General features: G+C 55.0%; 13 protein-coding genes. 5 read left to right on the forward strand and 8 right to left on the reverse strand.

What is annotated here, in order from left to right:
• Window positions 1–182: 182 nt before the first annotated feature.
• The 8 genes from GBCGDNIH1_RS23265 to msrB form a co-directional block, all read right to left on the reverse strand.
• Window positions 183–905, reverse strand: a complete 723-nt coding sequence (locus GBCGDNIH1_RS23265) for a response regulator transcription factor (RefSeq protein ID WP_011632851.1) — start codon at window positions 903–905, stop codon at window positions 183–185.
• Between the two features lie 14 nt (window positions 906–919).
• Complete coding sequence (locus GBCGDNIH1_RS23270) at window positions 920–3,484, reverse strand: glycosyltransferase family 2 protein (protein ID WP_011632852.1); 2,565 nt, start codon at window positions 3,482–3,484, stop codon at window positions 920–922.
• 27 nt (window positions 3,485–3,511) lie between these two features.
• On the reverse strand, window positions 3,512–4,915 hold the full coding sequence (locus tag GBCGDNIH1_RS23275) for a tetratricopeptide repeat protein (RefSeq protein WP_025318451.1): 1,404 nt from the start codon (window positions 4,913–4,915) through the stop codon (window positions 3,512–3,514).
• Window positions 4,908–6,623, reverse strand: coding sequence for a tetratricopeptide repeat protein (locus GBCGDNIH1_RS23280; RefSeq protein ID WP_043453151.1), 1,716 nt, complete (start codon window positions 6,621–6,623; stop codon window positions 4,908–4,910). The genes GBCGDNIH1_RS23275 and GBCGDNIH1_RS23280 overlap by 8 nt, the downstream gene beginning before the upstream one ends.
• Window positions 6,624–7,221: 598 nt before the next feature.
• Window positions 7,222–7,443 carry a hypothetical protein gene (locus GBCGDNIH1_RS23285; protein WP_011632856.1) on the reverse strand — a complete coding sequence of 74 codons (222 nt, stop codon included), beginning with the start codon at window positions 7,441–7,443 and terminating at the stop codon, window positions 7,222–7,224.
• Between the two features lie 79 nt (window positions 7,444–7,522).
• On the reverse strand, window positions 7,523–8,185 hold the full coding sequence (locus GBCGDNIH1_RS23290) for a class II aldolase/adducin family protein (protein WP_025319954.1): 663 nt from the start codon (window positions 8,183–8,185) through the stop codon (window positions 7,523–7,525).
• Window positions 8,186–8,207: 22 nt separating this feature from the next.
• Window positions 8,208–10,418, reverse strand: coding sequence for an amylo-alpha-1,6-glucosidase (locus GBCGDNIH1_RS23295; RefSeq protein WP_011632858.1), 2,211 nt, complete (start codon window positions 10,416–10,418; stop codon window positions 8,208–8,210).
• 116 nt (window positions 10,419–10,534) lie between these two features.
• Window positions 10,535–10,963, reverse strand: coding sequence for a peptide-methionine (R)-S-oxide reductase MsrB (gene msrB, locus GBCGDNIH1_RS23300; RefSeq protein ID WP_011632859.1), 429 nt, complete (start codon window positions 10,961–10,963; stop codon window positions 10,535–10,537).
• A 209-nt stretch (window positions 10,964–11,172) separates the two neighbouring features.
• Between msrB and cysC the strand changes: the two genes are divergently transcribed.
• From cysC to ureC, 5 genes are all read left to right on the forward strand, one after another.
• Window positions 11,173–13,050: an adenylyl-sulfate kinase gene (gene cysC, locus GBCGDNIH1_RS23305; protein WP_011632860.1), complete on the forward strand. Its 1,878-nt coding sequence runs from the start codon at window positions 11,173–11,175 to the stop codon at window positions 13,048–13,050.
• 137 nt (window positions 13,051–13,187) lie between these two features.
• Entirely contained in the window at window positions 13,188–13,904 is a 717-nt protein-coding gene (locus GBCGDNIH1_RS23310) for an urease accessory protein UreD (protein ID WP_050748476.1), read from the forward strand.
• A 75-nt stretch (window positions 13,905–13,979) separates the two neighbouring features.
• Complete coding sequence (locus GBCGDNIH1_RS23315; RefSeq protein ID WP_011632862.1) at window positions 13,980–14,282, forward strand: urease subunit gamma; 303 nt, start codon at window positions 13,980–13,982, stop codon at window positions 14,280–14,282.
• A gap of 19 nt (window positions 14,283–14,301) precedes the next feature.
• A complete protein-coding gene (locus GBCGDNIH1_RS23320) occupies window positions 14,302–14,607 on the forward strand; it encodes an urease subunit beta (RefSeq protein WP_011632863.1) in 306 nt (101 codons plus the stop codon).
• On the forward strand, window positions 14,607–16,316 hold the full coding sequence (ureC, locus tag GBCGDNIH1_RS23325) for an urease subunit alpha (protein ID WP_011632864.1): 1,710 nt from the start codon (window positions 14,607–14,609) through the stop codon (window positions 16,314–16,316). The genes GBCGDNIH1_RS23320 and ureC overlap by 1 nt, the downstream gene beginning before the upstream one ends.
• Window positions 16,317–16,341: the final 25 nt, after the last annotated feature.

A 16,341-nucleotide genomic window follows, 5' to 3' on the forward strand; every position in this document is an offset into this window, starting at 1 on the left:
AAAAAATCACACGGCATCACCCCCACCTGCCAGGCAACAGTCGTGGTGGCTGATCATAACCAAGATGGGTTGGAAATTTTCGTGAAACAAAATATAAAATAAAAGAAAATACAAAAATTTCTTTTAGATTTTATAAAATAAAATAGAATTTTCTCATTTTAATATTGAATTTTAAGGTGCCGTCAGGCTGCAGCTTCTTCTTTTTGCTCTGCAACCAGACGATAGCCCTGCTTTCTGACAGAAAAAATTGCCAGACCAGAATGAACGGCTGACAGTTTCTGTCGCAAACGGCAAACATTGACCCGCACCAAAGTAGGATCACGTACCGTGGTATTAGGGCTGAGATGTCTCATGATCAATGCAATGGAGCAGGCATCACCTGCGTTCTGCGCAAGTATATGCAGCAATGAGAATTCCTGCGGCGTCAGAGTAAGGTATTCCTGTCCAACCCTGGCTGTACGACGCTGCACATCCAGCAGAACCTGCCCGACCTGTAATTCCCGGTGCAAAGTCCACCGGCTGGGAACTTTCATACGCACCATGATGCGTGCTTGAAGCTCCTTCGCGATTACATCCTTCGGAAAGACCTCATCAGCCCCTTCCGTCAGACACCTTACTCTTACCTCAACATCTCCCACACCCAGCACAATAATGGGAATTGTCTCGTCTATGAGTCGTACCTGACCTACTGCAACATCCGGAGGCAAAGATAAACCAGCCCCCTCAATGATAACCAGATTACAATCATTATCCTGAAGGTTCTTGACCAGCTCTGGAGAATCCTGTGTTGAAGAAATATCCCACCTGCCCCCAGGCATGCTGTTAAGCAATTCATTGACCAAATTGCTTACATGTCCAAGGACAAGCGCTTTCATTGCAACAATCTCGCCAGAGTAAGAAGTCATTGTCCGGACCCAAACTAAATATTAATCACAATTTTAGAGTCATCAGAGAGAACAGAGCGTTTTTTCAGAATATCTCTGGCTGAAATACTCTCCAGCCAGTGCCAGATCACAGGTTCCGGATCATTAAGTGCATGAAAGGGCTGCATGCTGGTCGAAAAGTGCGGATTAAAGAACGGATCATGACTTAACACCTCCCCCCACCTTTCCAGCATGATTTGGGTTTCCTTGAAAAATCTGCGCTCCTGAGCTGGGCGCACATCATCCCCTCGGCTCAGGGACTCATGGTGCTCTGCAAAAAATTCAGGGGTGTAGATAATTGTATATCCGGCCGCCCTTAATCTCAGGCAGAGATCAATATCATTAAACGCAACAGCCAACTTTGATTCATCAAAACAGCCAATTTCATGAAATGCCTTGGCCCTTACCAGCATACCGGCTGCTGTCACGGCCGACATTTCCTGTGTAAAATTGGCCCTTCCTCCATATCCACCTTCATCGCCAGGTAAGCCGGTATGCACATGCCCAGCCACCCCACCTATACCCAATATAACGCCGCCGTGTTGAATGGTGCCATTCGGATAAACAAATTTTCCACCAACTGCCCCGACCCGAGGATCAACCTCTGCCTCTGCAACAAGACGATATAGCCAATCAGAAGTAAGGACAAATAAATCGTTGTTTAAAAATACATAATAGTCTGCAGGATAAGAAGCACAGGCAATATTATTGAGAAGAGAATAATTAAACGGTATTTCTTGTCGGATTATTTTAATATTGGAATGTGCTGCGACATAATCCTGCAAAAGCGACATATTCGGATCGGTAGACCAATTATCAACCAACACAATCTGATAATTGGTATAATGAGTTTTTTCGATAATATTTTTGATACAATTCAGTGTAACGTCAATCTGATCCTTGAAAGGAATGACAATACTGACACTCGGGCTGTTATTCGTTTCCCAATCAATTTTGTAAAGTGTCATTCCATATCTGGTTGACACATCTGCCTTAAGACCGCGGCGCTCCAGATGCCGCGACACACATTGAAGCCCGGCTTCAATCGCATATGGCTTTGCACCGATATCGCCCGCAGTTGAACCGGGTGTAATACGCCAATGGTACAGAATTTCAGGAACATGGAATACTTCCGATGGTTCCAGACGTTCCGCAATCCGCAACAGCATGTCATGGTCCTGCGCACCATCGAACTGCTTGTTGAAAGGACCTGCACTATTGATGACATCCCGCTGCACAAGAACGAAATGACAGATATAGTTTACCTCAAGTAAAAGACGATAGTTCCAGTCCGGCTTGAAGGCCGGATCTCTGAAAAACCCGCTATCGTCAATTTTATCTTCGTCGCTGTAAAGCAGTTTCGCACCAGTGGCCTCTGCGGCGGCAATCATGATATCCAGTGCGCTGGCCTCAAGAAGATCATCATGGTCAAGAAATGCGATCCAGCTGCCATTCGCAGCTTTGAGGCCCAGATTACTGGCTTCGCTGATACCACTGTTCTTTCGAGTGGTCAGATGCTTGATACGGGAATCAGCCTGCGCAAACTGTTGCAGCAGATTCTTTAAATTTGCTTCTTCGCTGCAATCATCAATCAGTATCAGTTCCCAGTTCTGATATGTCTGCGCGATGACAGACTCGACAGCCAGAGCAAAATCAGACAGGCGCGGTTTGTAGACAGGACAAATTATACTGACCAGTTGAGCAGTTTTACGCCGTGAATCCAGACGGATCATCGAAGAATCATTAAGAGCCTTCGTATATTTTCTTGCCCAGGTATCATAATCATCAATATTATATCGATACGTTGGCAGCAGATCTTCAATCTGGGTTCGTAATGCCGTCAGCTGACGGTGCAAAGTTGCAACCATATCAGATATTTCGACAATACTTGCTTCCTGCTTATCGGTCAGAATAGACGTCACATATGGACTGCCATCCAGCTCGATATTTTCCGGCATTTTAAAAAAACGGAATGTCTGACTGAATGGTTTGGCAACTGGAAAGACAGGCCTGTATTCGAAACCACAGCGTGGATCCGCACTGAGCGCACGTCCGACATCACTGCGATAACGATTGGCACGCAGCAGAGCGACTGTCTGTCCCTCACATTCCACGCGCAGCTGGGAATTACCAACGAATTGTTTCGGATCTTCCGCTGTATTTTCCAAAATCCAGCCCCGGAAAGCACCACGCTGATAACCATCAATGGAACTTCTAAATTCGGGAACCCAACTCATCTGAAAAGAAACAGAAGCGTTCAGTACATTATTCGACAAAAGCGGGACGGAGATCCCTCCTTCTGTCATCATTTCAAAATAATGAGTTTCTCCGTCTCTAAAACGGCCAGGGACACTAATCGTGAAGCCGACCAGTGCGTGAGGGAAACCCGCAGCAGAAACGTCGGGACGCGATTCATCACAGGTAATACGCTGTATTTCCTGCCCATCCAAAACAATAATAGCCTTCAATGAAGAATTCGGGGCGGCCGGATCATGAGCCCACCCCTTTACAAGGCCCCCTTCAATAGAATCTATAATACAGCACAGATTATTCTTGATCATAAAATCTTGCTTTTTGATATGGTTGTATTACGATTTTCTTTGCAGCGAACCAAGTTCAAGGCGCATTTGTTCAAAAACACTTTTCCAGTCGCCACAATCTGACTGACGAAACAGACGCGCAGTCGGATACCAAGGGGATGTATCCCGACCAATCAACCATCTCCACTCAGCGATATGAGGTAATATCAACCATAAAGGTACACCGATCGCACCAGCCAGATGCGCCACCGAGGTGTCGATACTAATGACCAGATCCAACCCGGCCATAATCGCCATGGTATCTTCAAAGCTTTTGACTTCGAGACTGAGATGCACCACAGGCGCAACCCCATAAAATTCACCCACCTGCGACTGCGATGGCCCCTTCTGCAAAATTACAAAGGCAACATCAGGGCAGTTAGCAAGAGCCTCGAATTCCTTCAGCTGTACAGAACGCTTCCAGTCATTTTTATGTGTTGGTCGGCCAGCCCATACAATGCCAATTCTTTTGAAACGACGGGGCAGTATTTTATCCAGCTTTGCCGACCAGGCTGCTTTTTTTTCCTCATCGACATACAGATAGGGAACACGATCTGGAATATTATCAAGCGTGATATCAAAAATACGTGGCAGTCCTGTAATAGGTAGCCACGCCTTATAGTCACCGGTGTCATTCCAGTTAACGAAACAACGTGCTTCCGGGCATATCATTTGCAACAGAGGCTTGAGCTCCGGACTGCACCCTACAGATACTTTCGAGCACCTTTCCAGAACACGGGGAATGAGCCGACCAAACTGGATGGCATCACCGAATCCCTGATCTGCGACCAGTAAAAGTGTCTCATCCGCTTCGAGCTTCGATCCATCCCATTGAGGTTTATCTGTATAAGGAATAGGGGGTGCCGCATCAGGAATACGGAATCTCCATTCGTATTCTTCCCATCCTTCCCTGAACTCTCCATTCTGAAGCAGGGCTTCAGAAAGGCCGAAATGGGCACCTGCCATATCAGGCACAATTGACAATGCCGCTCGAAAGCTCCTCTGCGCCTCTGCATTTAGCCCGGCATCCATTTCCACAATCGCCAGATTATGAAGTGCTTCGCCATCTCCCGGATTCAGTTCGACTGCCCGCCGGGCGGTTACCAGCGCCTCATCCAGCTTTCCGCAGAGCCGGTAGAATTCGCATATATTGCGAATATAAAGAGGGGTATTAACCCCGCAGAGAATGGACTGCTCCGCATAAGCCAATGCTTGCTGCATATCTCCTTTTTTATAGGAAATAACAGCCATCAGATGCAGGGCATCCGCATGGTGCGGATGCTGCTTCAGAATTGTCTGCAAAAGGCTTTCGGCCCTGTCAATCCGCCCGGCTTCATCATGCCGGATTGCAGCCTCGAAAATCTCGGCAACGCCCAGCGAAACCTGATCTGGCGCTATGGATAAATCAGACATTGGCATTTGCAGTGCTGGGTTCGCTCACGACGGCCTCAAACCCTCTTGCCTGGATCAGGGTGGAAAGGATTTTAGAGGCTTCCGCAAGATGAGCAGAAAATGGCTCATATCCCATGATCGGAGGCAGAGTAAGGGGATGCTGTCGGCCGTAGACAGGTTCGAAGCTGACGAAATTAGTGATCCGCTCACAAGCCATGGATTGGTTCTGCAGCAGATCCGAAATTTTGACCGGCAGATATTTCAGGACGAAATTGCTGCGCATATGTTCAGCAATGTCTGACATTGCTTTTACATATTCAGCCGCACCTTCAATCGTCCCATCATATTCCAGCAACACCGGCGTGCTGGAAGCAAATTTCCGCACCGCAGAAGACAGAGGGTGATCAATAAGATGAATGATCGGCGCATATGGGAAAAGAAGAGCGATCAGGCCGATTTGTGTTTCATCAAGGGGATCAATATTCACGATCCAATTGCTCTTGTCCTGTCCCTGTGCCTGGACTGAGCGGAAATGGTCCTGCAGCTTTTCCCTGAGCGTTCTCAGGCTTGAAACACGATCAGCCATCCAGAGATCAGCCAAGGCCTCCGGATAGGCATACGGCGATGCCACCATTTCCGGCAGACGCTCTATCAGGCTGGAGAGCAGCGGCCCCAATGCAATGGTGGGCGCAGAAATAGTTGAGGCAATCCATTTTCCGAACGGAGCTGTTATTTGAGAAGAAGCTCCGACAACAAAGATCGGCTGTATACCGCCGTCGAATTCTTTCGCAGCAGCACTGATCAATCCAAGTTTGGTTGCGGTAAAGAAGCTTTTAAGACGCTCGACATAACCACCCAACCCGACAGGCCCGACCCCCAGCGGCGCATCCGGAGCACGCCCACCTTCCTGCCATGCTGCAAAAGCGTCTTCATAACGACCCAACCCGTAAAGAATGTTACCGCGCTCCTTCCACTCAAAGAAGCTGCGGGTGATATCTTCCCCGGGAAGGGCATTCACAATATCCAGAGCCTGGGCCGCAAGACCGAGTTCATTGAGAACAGCCGCATATTGAACGGCCAGAAAGCGGTTTTCGCCTGCTTTTTCATACGCCTGGGACAGGATGTCCCGAGCTTTTTCCAGTCGTCCAGCTTTTCTTTCCAGCAGGGCATGACCGATGACAGTCTGCGGAACATCAGGAGCAAGGCTGAGAGATTGCTCATAGGAACTGGCAGCTTCCTCAAAACGCCCCTGCAACGTCAGATTCCATGCGAGGTTGGCCAGAATGATCGCATCAGGCTGGTCGATCATGGCGATCGTATGCCGATAGCATGCCTCCCCCCCGATCAATTCACCTGCTTCACTCAGGATCATCCCCAGCACATTATGAGCGTCAGCAAGAGTGGGATCCGCACGGATCGCCATGCGTGCAACCCGCTCCGCATCTTTCAGTTCACGGACTTCCATATGCAGCCTGGCCAGCTGTGTCAGCTGAACGGCCAGATTAGGATTGGCCTTCACCAGACGTGAAAGCAGCGCCTTGGCAGCGCTATGATTATTCTGCGCCAGACGGATCTGGCTTAACATTAACAGCGCATCCGGGTCATAAGGGGACAAATCCAGAACGGCCAGGCTGAGCTCTTCAGCAACGGCGGCATTGCCTATTTTAAATGCCTGACGTGCCCGCTCGGTCGTGGGGGCCAGATAAACCGCGCTATTGGCTGCCACCATTGAAACCGGCTCAACCAAACAACAGCGGACTGCGCGCAACCCACTACCACAATGGCACATAACAGAAGGATCAATCGACATAGCAATACCTCAAAAAAATAAAATCTTCATCGTGTTTGTTTATGTAGAATTTTTTGCGAATACACCCAACCGTTTTAAAACTATAAATTTATTTATTTTTATAATTATAGTAATTATTTAAAACGAGGAAAAATTATTTACTTTGACATATAATATCCTGGCAGGAAAATGACCACAGTACGATGGTTTTAGGGTTAACCTGTAACCGCATTTGATATTCCGATTAAAGGAAACATAATAGCTTTTGCAACCTTAAATTGAATTTTGTTAGGTAAATTGATTTTTATCATAATTAATTATATTTGTTACTTTAATCACATTTTTTAAAATTAGGTTTTTATTCCATCAACAATAACTTTATCTGAAAAAAGCCTGACAAAATATTATTTAAATAGATAAAATTTTTATATTTGTAGGAAAATAGTTTTAAAATCGATAACCAACAAAATCTAAAAAAATTGGCCCTGCTGAATAATTTTATATTCCTTCGGGATCGACACAGGGCCATCAAAGGCTTTTAACGAACGACTTCCCGCTCCCCTCGAATATGCCGCGCAGCCCGCTCAAGCCCGGCCGCAATTGATCCACGGGTGCCGACATTATCTTCCCGGGCACCCTGCGCCAGCACACGTCCCAGATCAGCGAGGCATTCCCCGATCTCACGGACGGCCAGACGGAGATAATCGTCCTGAAGATGGGGGGGTAAGGGTTCAAGGGTCAGTTCGGGGGATGACGCCATGATTTTGCACTCCTGGTGAGGGATCGGTTGAAGTCAGAATCATACAGGGTTCACGCTTGGCGGAAACTGTTCTTAGAGTTTAGGGCTTCTGTTTTTCCTGAAGCCCGTACCCTTGGAAACGAGCGCGGGTTTCTGCCAGTTCTCGCGGAGAAAGCAGAACCGGTCCCCCAATCTGAAGGCTGTGCCAGTATTGCCTGGCCAGCGTTTCCAGTTCCACCCCCAGCCACAATGCCTGACGCAGATCAGTGCCACAGACCACCATGCCATGATTGGCCAGCAGGCAGGCCTTGCGCCCCTCCAGTGCGGATAGGGCCAGATCAGCCAATTCTGCCGTGCCGAACGTGGCATAGGGAGCACACCGTATATCGTCGCCGCCGAAGCATGTGATCATATAATGACAGGGTGGAATAGACCGTCGCGCCATAGCCAGCGCGGTGCAGAACACCGGATGCGCATGCAGGACGGCCCCGACTTCCGGCCGTGAGCACAGGATGCCATGATGGAAACGCCATTCTGTCGATGGCTTGCAGGGGCCCTCCCACCCGCCACTGTCATCATCCAGCGGCATGGAAGCGACCATATCGGGCGTCATTTCGTCATAAGGAATCGCGGAGGGAGAAATCAGCATCCGGTTTCCCCAACGCAGGCTGATATTCCCGGCCGTTCCCTGATTGATTCCCAGAGACGTCATGGTTCGGCACGCCTCCACCAGCGCGCGCCGGGCTGAGGATTCCTCATCCATTCCGCATGCTCCTGCCACCCTGTTATCGGGTCACGATGCTGACGACAGCGCGGCTGTTTGCACCCGGCAGACAAACCACGCGATCACCTACCCGCTGGAAGGTCAGATCGACGAAGCTGTCCCCCAGTTGCAAACGCTTCAGGTGCAGGACATCAAGACCATAGGGCAGAGTGGGCCGGTCCACCGTAATTTCCCTCTTCCAGCCATTGATCCGCAGCCCGAGACAAGCCTGCAACATCATGAACACCGATCCCGCCGCCCAGGCCTGGGGCAGGCAGGCCACCGGATAGCTGATGGGCGCTTCTCCGGGGCTGCGGGGGAAACCACAGTACAATTCCGGCAGCCGCATTCCCAGATGAACGGCAGATTCGAACATATCGCGCGTGATGTGGGAAACAACGTCACGTTCGCCATAAGAGGCCATCCCGGCCACACACAACGCCGTATCATGCGGCCAGACCGAACCATTGTGATAGGACATGGGATTATATCGCGGCGCCGTCGTGCCGAGGGTGCGGATACCCCAGCCGCTGTTAAAAGAAGGCGAGGACAGCAAGCGGGTCAGCCGGGCCGCCCGCTCGGGCGATGGAACCCCCGTGTACAGCAGATGCCCGGCATTGGAGGCCGGAACCCGGCACAACTCCCCATTCCCATCCAAAGCGATGCCGTAGCAGCCGAGATCCTCCATCCAGAATTTGTCTTCAATGGCTGCCCGCAGACGGGTCGCCTTGGTGCGCCAGCGCACGGCGTCCTCGGTCAGACCACGCCGTTCGCTCAGGCTGGCAAGGGCGAGATAGGCGGCATGCACATAGCCCTGCACCTCCACCAATGCCACCGGCCCCTGGGGGAATTTGGCATCAGCCCCGAACACGCTGTCGAAACTGTCTTTCCAGCCCTGATTGGCCAGTCCGCTTTCCTCACCGCGGGCATAGTCCAGGAACCCGTCGCCATTGGAATCTCCCGGCCCTTCAACCCAGGCAATGGCCGCCATCAGCGCGGGCCACAAAGTGTCGATCAGCGCCATATCTCCGGTCCGATCGGCATAGGAACCTGCCAGCACCACGAACAGGGGCGTGGTATCGACACCGCCATAATACTGACCAAACGGTATTTCCTTGAGCGCGGTCATCTCTCCATGCCGCATCTCGTGCACGATCTTGCCCGGCGCGGAATCCTGAAAACTGGATGTCTCTGTTGCCTGATGGCTGGCCAGAAAAGTCAGCACACCCCGCGCCATGCCCGGATCAAGCCAAAGTCTTTGCAGGGAAGTAATGACTGCATCACGTCCGAATGGCGTCGAGAACCATGGAATTCCGGCATAAGGATAGGGGCCGGTCGGCAAATCGGTCGTCAGCAACGCCAGATCGGCGGCAGACCGATCAATCCATTGGCGGTACATGCGACTGGGCGTATCGATTTCGGCGGCGCGACGGCGCTTCGCCCGCATGGCCCAACGCGCACGTGCAGCCGCTTTGCGAAACCTTTCCCGCGAGGGGGAAGCATCGGCCTGCGGACCGATTTCCATAAAAAGCTCAATCCGCCCTTCCCGCTCCAGATGAAAGAGAAACGCCGCCAGCCCCGGTTCCAGCCTGGCGGGAGGAATCGAGAAACTGATCAGCGTCACCCGGTTGATCTTATCCAGGCCCTGATAGGCGAAACGCATCATACCATGATTGATTTCCGGCGGCATCACACGCCCGCGGGAGACGCGCTGTAATCCACGCACCTCGAACATATCGCGGAAATCGGCGGCAAAACGCAGTTCGATTGGAACCGTGGCGGGCGTTTGCCCGAAATTGACCAGCGTGATTCGCTCGTACAGACAATGATTCCACAGAAACCGGCGGCGCTCCACCAGAATGACCCCTTCCGGCAGGGACTGCCCACCCAGTGGCGGCAGAGGCCGGTTGGTCATATTGGTGGTGGCATAGACATTGTCATAGCTGACCGCAGCCCCGAGCAAGGAAGGAGAGCGATCCCCGATCATCAGACGGAAGCGCGACAGAACACGGGTATCGTTGTCGAAAAACCCGTCATCGTCGCCATGCATGTCGCCCATCTGGTCCGCCACCAGAAAGCAGTCGCCATGTTTCAGCGCCAGTTGACGGCTGATCCCTTTTGCGCCGCCGCCTTCCTCTTCGCTTTCATGGGAAGGATGCGCCGGCCACGGATCTGTCTCCGGCAGGTCGGTCAGGGGCGGGAAAGCGGGGTCGGTATTGGGGGAATCGGTCATGGGAAGGCAGTGTCCTCAACCATCGCAGGAGGGTCAGGACACCGCGAGACGATATATTTCGCAACCCTGTGAGCAGGAATTCAGCCCGTCCCCGTGCTTTTCAGTCCCCGTGCTTTTCAGTCTGGTGCAGGCTCAAAACGCAAAGCAAGCCCGTTCATGCAGTAACGCAGGCCGGTAGGACGCGGCCCATCGGGGAAAACATGGCCGAGATGCCCGTTACACTGACTGCAATGGACTTCGGTGCGAACCATGCCGTGGCTGGTATCCGTCGTGGTGGCCACCGCGCCCTCCCGCGGCTGGAAAAAGCTGGGCCAGCCAGAGCCGCTGTCATATTTCGCCGCGGCATCGAACAGCACCTGCCCGCAACCGGCACAGGCATACAGGCCGGGCCGCTTTTCATCATTGAGCGGGCTGGTACCCGGCCGTTCCGTACCATGCTGGCGCAGGATACGATATTGTTCCGGGGTTAACGTGTCCTGCCAGCGGTCATCGCCACATGACGGTGCATGATTGCCACAGCCGCAGCCAGTGTTGTGATCGGCCATTCTGCCTGTCTCCTCCCCTTCAGACTCTCATGAGACACCCCCTATCGGGGTGCTCTAAAGGATGCCATGCAATATGGGAGGCCTTGCCCCACAGGCAAAGCCTGTTCGTATCCCTAGACAAGCTGGTGATTCCAGCGATAACACGCGCCACCTGACGGGATGACCGGATCAATCCGCCATCCACACGCCGATCCGCCCGGAGAGATGACTTGAGCCAGCCCCCGACCTCCCCCGCTTCTTCGGCCCGCTCCGGCGGTCTGCTGCGGTTTTTAACCTGCGGCAGTGTGGATGATGGCAAATCGACGCTGATCGGGCGTCTTTTGCATGATACACGCAGCGTTCCGCCGGATCAGATCGAGACGATGGTGCGCGACAGCATCCGGCGCGGGCGCTCGGCGGATGATCCTGATTACTCCCTGTTGCTGGACGGGCTGCTGGCCGAGCGTGAGCAGGGCATCACCATCGACGTAGCCTACCGGTTTTTCTCGACCGCTCGTCGTCATTTCATCGTCGCCGATACTCCCGGCCACGAGCAATACACCCGGAACATGGCGACCGGGGCCTCCACCGCGCAGGTTGCCGTGATGCTGTGTGATGCACGGCGCGGGCTGCGTGTACAGACACGGCGCCATGCCACCATCGCTTCCCTGCTCGGGATTCGTCACGTCGTGCTGGCGGTCAACAAGATCGATCTGGTCGGCTATGATCAGGAGCGTTTCCGCGAGCTTGAAAACGAGTTCCGCACCTTCGCCGACCGCCTGAATTTCAGGGATGTCGTGGCGATCCCTCTCTCTGCCCGTGCTGGCGACAACATCACCGGCCCGAGCGAAAACACGCCCTGGTACACCGGTCCGGCCCTGATCGAGTATCTGGAAACCGTCGAGATCGAGCCGGAAGAAACCACCCATCCGTTCCGCATGCCGGTGCAGATCGTTCTCCGCCCGCAGGGTGGCGGACGTTGCTTCGGCGGCACCCTTGCCAGCGGCGTGCTGCGCCCCGGTGATCAGATCACCAACGTCACCGGCGGAGCCTCCAGCCGGGTGGCCCGGATCGCCACCATGAGCGGCGATCTTTCCGAAGCCCGCACCGGTGATGCCGTTGCCGTTTTTCTGGAAGACGAAATCGACGCCTCACGCGGCGATGTACTCAGCGCTGCTGATTCCATCCCCCCCAGTGCCGATCGGCTGGAAGCCGATCTGGTCTGGATGCAGGAAGCCCCGCTACTGCCCGGCGCTGCTTTTCTGGTGAAAATCGGCACACTGACTTTGGGCGGGCGCGTCGCTGCGATCCGTGCAAAGATCGATGTGGACACGCTGGAAGAAGAACCCGGCGAGCGCCTGTTGCAAAACGAGGTCGCAAAGATCGAACTGGTTCTTGATCGGCCCGTACCATTCGAATCCTATGACGTCACCCGCCATCTGGGCGGCTTCATCCTGATCGACCGCATCACAAATGCAACAGCGGGAGCCGGAATGGTCCGGGCCGCCGCCGCCACGGAAGGCGCGGTCTGGCATCGTCATACCGTGGATACGGCGGCCCGGTCCTCATTGAAGGGACACAGCGCTGCCGTTCTGTGGTTCACCGGTCTGTCCGGCGCCGGGAAATCCACCGTCGCCAATCTGGTGGAACAGAAGCTGCTGACCCAGGGGTGCCACACCTATCTGCTGGATGGCGACAATCTGCGGCACGGGCTGAACAAGGATCTCTCCTTCTCCCAGAGCGATCGGCGCGAGAATATCCGCCGTATCGCTGAGGTAGCACGTCTGTTCCATGATTCAGGGCTGATCGTGCTGGTTTCCGCTATCTCCCCCTATGCCGCCGATCGCGCGGCGGCACGGGCACTGGTGCCGGAAGGCGCGTTTGTCGAGGTCTTCGTGGATGCACCGATCGACGAATGCGCCCGCCGCGATCCGAAAGGGCTGTATGCACGGGCCAAGGCAGGGGAAATCACCGGCTTCACCGGAATCGACGCTCCTTATGAAACGCCGGAAAACCCGGAGGTTCATCTGGAAGCTTTCGGCAAGGACCCGGAGCTTCTGGCCGAGCAGGTCGTCAGCCACCTGCGGGATAGCGGGCTGCTCCGCTGACGGGCGGGGAGCACCCTGATCAGGCAGCCTCCCCCCGCCACCAGCGGGCCGATGGTCATGCCGCAATCCGGTTTCGCCATCACGATAGCCGTACCCGGCTGGCTGATCTGCATCAGGCAGCCCCTCTTCGCGTGCTGATGCCCATGCCGGAACCGGATGAAGCTCCGGTCGCAGCTCTGGTCAACATCGCTGGCGGGCTGGCCGGAGGCGACCGGCTCTCTTTCACAATGACGCTGGATGCGCAGGCCCGCGCCACGCTCTGCACAGCAGCGGCAGAGAAAGTCTACCGCTCGCTCGGCCCGGATACCGACATCAGCAACATCTTGACTGCCGGACCGGAAGCGGCGCTGGAGTGGCTGCCGCAGGAAACGATCCTGTTCAACGGGGCCAGACTGCGCCGCCGGATGAATGTTTCGCTGGCCACCGATGCCCGATTATTGGCTACCGAAACGATCATTTTCGGGCGGACCGCGCATCAGGAAACATTTCTGAATGGCCATTTCTCCGATCACTGGCGGCTATGGCGGGATGGCAAACTGCTCTGGGCGGACAATTTCCGTCTTCCGGACCCGCCTGCACGCGTGCTGGACCATCCGTTCGGACTGAACCGTCATCCGGCCATGGCCACAATCGTGCTGGCAGCCACGGATGCCGCCGCCTATCGGGATCTGTTACGTGAAAAATGGCAGGACGAGACCGGCAAGGGCGTCACTGTGCCGCGTCCCGGTCTTCTACTGGGCCGTCTGATCGGCTCTGCCACAGCCGTCAGACAGGGGGTGGAAGAGGCAATGATCATACTGCGCACCCACGCGATGCATGGGCCGGCCCGGCTCCCTCGCCTCTGGCTGAGCTGATCCGGCTGGACCACAACCAGCGGCACCGCCCATAATTCATCCCTCATCCCCAACGACCGCACACAGGCCACGCCGATGCATCTGACTCCCCGCGAAAAAGACAAGCTGCTGATCGCCATGGCAGCGCAGGTTGCCAGACGCCGTCTGGAACGCGGCGTGAAGCTGAACCACCCCGAAGCCATCGCCCTGATCACCGATTTCGTCGTGGAAGGCGCACGCGATGGCCGCAGCGTGGCGGAACTGATGCGCGATGGTGGCACCGTCCTGACGCGCGAACAGGTGATGGAAGGTGTGCCGGAGATGATTCACGACGTGCAGGTGGAAGCAACCTTCCCTGACGGCACAAAACTGGTCACCGTACACAATCCCATCCGTTGAGCGGCAAGGACACGCCACGATGATACCAGGTGAAGTTTTTTCCGCCCCCGGCGAGATCATTCTGAATGATGGCCTGCCCGTGACGACACTGGTGGTCGCCAATACCGGCGACCGTCCGGTTCAGATCGGCAGCCATTATCATTTCGCCGAAGCCAATCCGTTGCTTCAGTTCGACCGGGAAGCGGCGCGTGGACAGAGGCTGGATATTCCCGCCGGGACCGCGATCCGCTTCGAGCCGGGGCAGAGTCGGGAGGTTCCTCTGATCCCCTATCGCGGGGCACGAATTGTGCATGGTTTCCGGAACGAAACCGGAGAAGCCCTCTGATGGCCCGCCTTTCCCGCGCCGCCTATGCCGGCATGTATGGTCCTACCACCGGGGACCGCCTGCGTCTGGCTGATACCGATCTGATCATCGAGGTGGAGCGCGACCTGACCACCTATGGCGAGGAGGTCAAATTCGGCGGTGGCAAGGTTATCCGTGACGGCATGGGCCAGTCGCAGATGATCAACGCTGCCGGTGCGATGGATACGGTCATTACCAATGCCCTGATCGTCGATCATTGGGGCATCGTGAAGGCGGATGTCGGGCTGAAAGCGGGTCGTATCGCCGCGATCGGCAAAGCCGGCAATCCCGACACCCAGCCCGGTGTGGATATCGTGATCGGCCCCGGCACGGAGATCATCGCCGGAGAGGGGCGCATCCTCACCGCGGGCGGGATCGACGTGCACATCCATTTCATCTGCCCGCAGCAGATCGAGGAAGCGCTGTCCGCAGGCATGACCACCCTGTTCGGCGGCGGCACCGGTCCAGCACACGGCACACTGGCCACCACCGTAACACCCGGCCCCTTTCATCTGCACCGGATGCTGAAAGCGGCCGAAGGATTTCCGATCAATCTCGGTTTTCTCGGCAAAGGCAATGCCACCCTCCCCGCCGCCCTGGAAGAGCAGATCTTGGCGGGGGCCGCAGGGCTGAAACTGCATGAAGATTGGGGCTCCACCCCTGCCGCAATTGACAACTGCCTGTCTGTCGCCGATGCGCTGGATGTTCAGGTTGCCTTGCACTCGGATACGCTGAACGAGGCGGGCTTCGTGGAAAGCACCATCGCCGCGCTACGTGGACGCACCATTCAGGCTTTCCACACCGAAGGCGCAGGCGGGGGTCACGCGCCGGATATTCTGCAACTGGTGGGGGAAGCCAACGTGCTGCCCAGCTCCACCAACCCCACCATGCCCTATACAGTGAACACGGCTGACGAGCATCTGGATATGCTGATGGTCTGCCACCACCTTGATGCCCGCATTCCCGAGGACGTCGCCTTCGCAGAAAGCCGCATCCGGCGTGAAACCATCGCCGCCGAGGATATTCTGCACGATCTGGGTGCCATTTCGATCCTCAGCTCCGACAGTCAGGCGATGGGACGGGTAGGAGAAGTCATCATCCGCACCTGGCAGACCGCGCATAAGATGAAGCAGCAACGCGGCCGCCTGCCCGGTGAGACGGGCGATAACGACAATCTGCGGGTGCGGCGCTACATCGCGAAATACACCATCAATCCCGCGCTTGCGCAGGGGATCGCCGATCATGTCGGCAGCGTGGCAGTTGGCCTGTTTGCCGATCTTGTGCTGTGGTCGCCAGCGTTTTTCGGCGTCAAACCCGATATGGTGCTGAAGAACGGTACCATCGTGATGGCCCCGATGGGCGATCCCAATGCCTCGATCCCCACCCCACAACCGGTACATTACCGGCCTATGTTCGGCGCTTACGGAGCAGCGCTGCCGGAATGCGGCCTGATTTTTGTCTCCGGGGCTTCTCTGACACACGGTCTGGCGGAGAAGCTGCAAAGCCGTCGCGCCCTGCTGCCGGTGAAGAACACCCGGTCCGGCCTGTCGAAACGGGATATGGTGCTGAATGATTACTGTCCGCATATCGAAGTCGACCCGGAAACCTATGAAGTCAGGGCCGATGGTGAATTGCTGATCTGTGAGCCGGCGGAGATATTACCGATGGCGCAACGGTATTTTCTGTTCTGACTACCCATGCTGTTGCAGGAATTGA

The sequence above is a fragment of the Granulibacter bethesdensis CGDNIH1 genome (genome assembly GCF_000014285.2).
GTDB classification, from domain to species: domain Bacteria; phylum Pseudomonadota; class Alphaproteobacteria; order Acetobacterales; family Acetobacteraceae; genus Granulibacter; species Granulibacter bethesdensis.

Bases quoted from the DNA above. Each gene is read 5' to 3' on its own strand.
- GBCGDNIH1_RS23290 (WP_025319954.1), bottom strand. From the start codon at position 8,185: ATGGATGAGGAATCCTCAGCCCGGCGCGCGCTGGTGGAGGCGTGCCGA.
- GBCGDNIH1_RS23270 (WP_011632852.1), bottom strand. From the start codon at position 3,484: ATGATCAAGAATAATCTGTGCTGTATTATAGATTCTATTGAAGGGGGC.
- GBCGDNIH1_RS23285 (WP_011632856.1), bottom strand. From the start codon at position 7,443: ATGGCGTCATCCCCCGAACTGACCCTTGAACCCTTACCCCCCCATCTT.
- ureC (WP_011632864.1), top strand. From the start codon at position 14,607: ATGGCCCGCCTTTCCCGCGCCGCCTATGCCGGCATGTATGGTCCTACC.
- GBCGDNIH1_RS23315 (WP_011632862.1), top strand. From the start codon at position 13,980: ATGCATCTGACTCCCCGCGAAAAAGACAAGCTGCTGATCGCCATGGCA.
- GBCGDNIH1_RS23310 (WP_050748476.1), top strand. From the start codon at position 13,188: ATGCCCATGCCGGAACCGGATGAAGCTCCGGTCGCAGCTCTGGTCAAC.
- GBCGDNIH1_RS23265 (WP_011632851.1), bottom strand. From the start codon at position 905: ATGACTTCTTACTCTGGCGAGATTGTTGCAATGAAAGCGCTTGTCCTT.
- GBCGDNIH1_RS23295 (WP_011632858.1), bottom strand. From the start codon at position 10,418: ATGACCGATTCCCCCAATACCGACCCCGCTTTCCCGCCCCTGACCGAC.
- GBCGDNIH1_RS23280 (WP_043453151.1), bottom strand. From the start codon at position 6,623: ATGGTGGCAGCCAATAGCGCGGTTTATCTGGCCCCCACGACCGAGCGG.
- GBCGDNIH1_RS23320 (WP_011632863.1), top strand. From the start codon at position 14,302: ATGATACCAGGTGAAGTTTTTTCCGCCCCCGGCGAGATCATTCTGAAT.
- msrB (WP_011632859.1), bottom strand. From the start codon at position 10,963: ATGGCCGATCACAACACTGGCTGCGGCTGTGGCAATCATGCACCGTCA.
- GBCGDNIH1_RS23275 (WP_025318451.1), bottom strand. From the start codon at position 4,915: ATGTCTGATTTATCCATAGCGCCAGATCAGGTTTCGCTGGGCGTTGCC.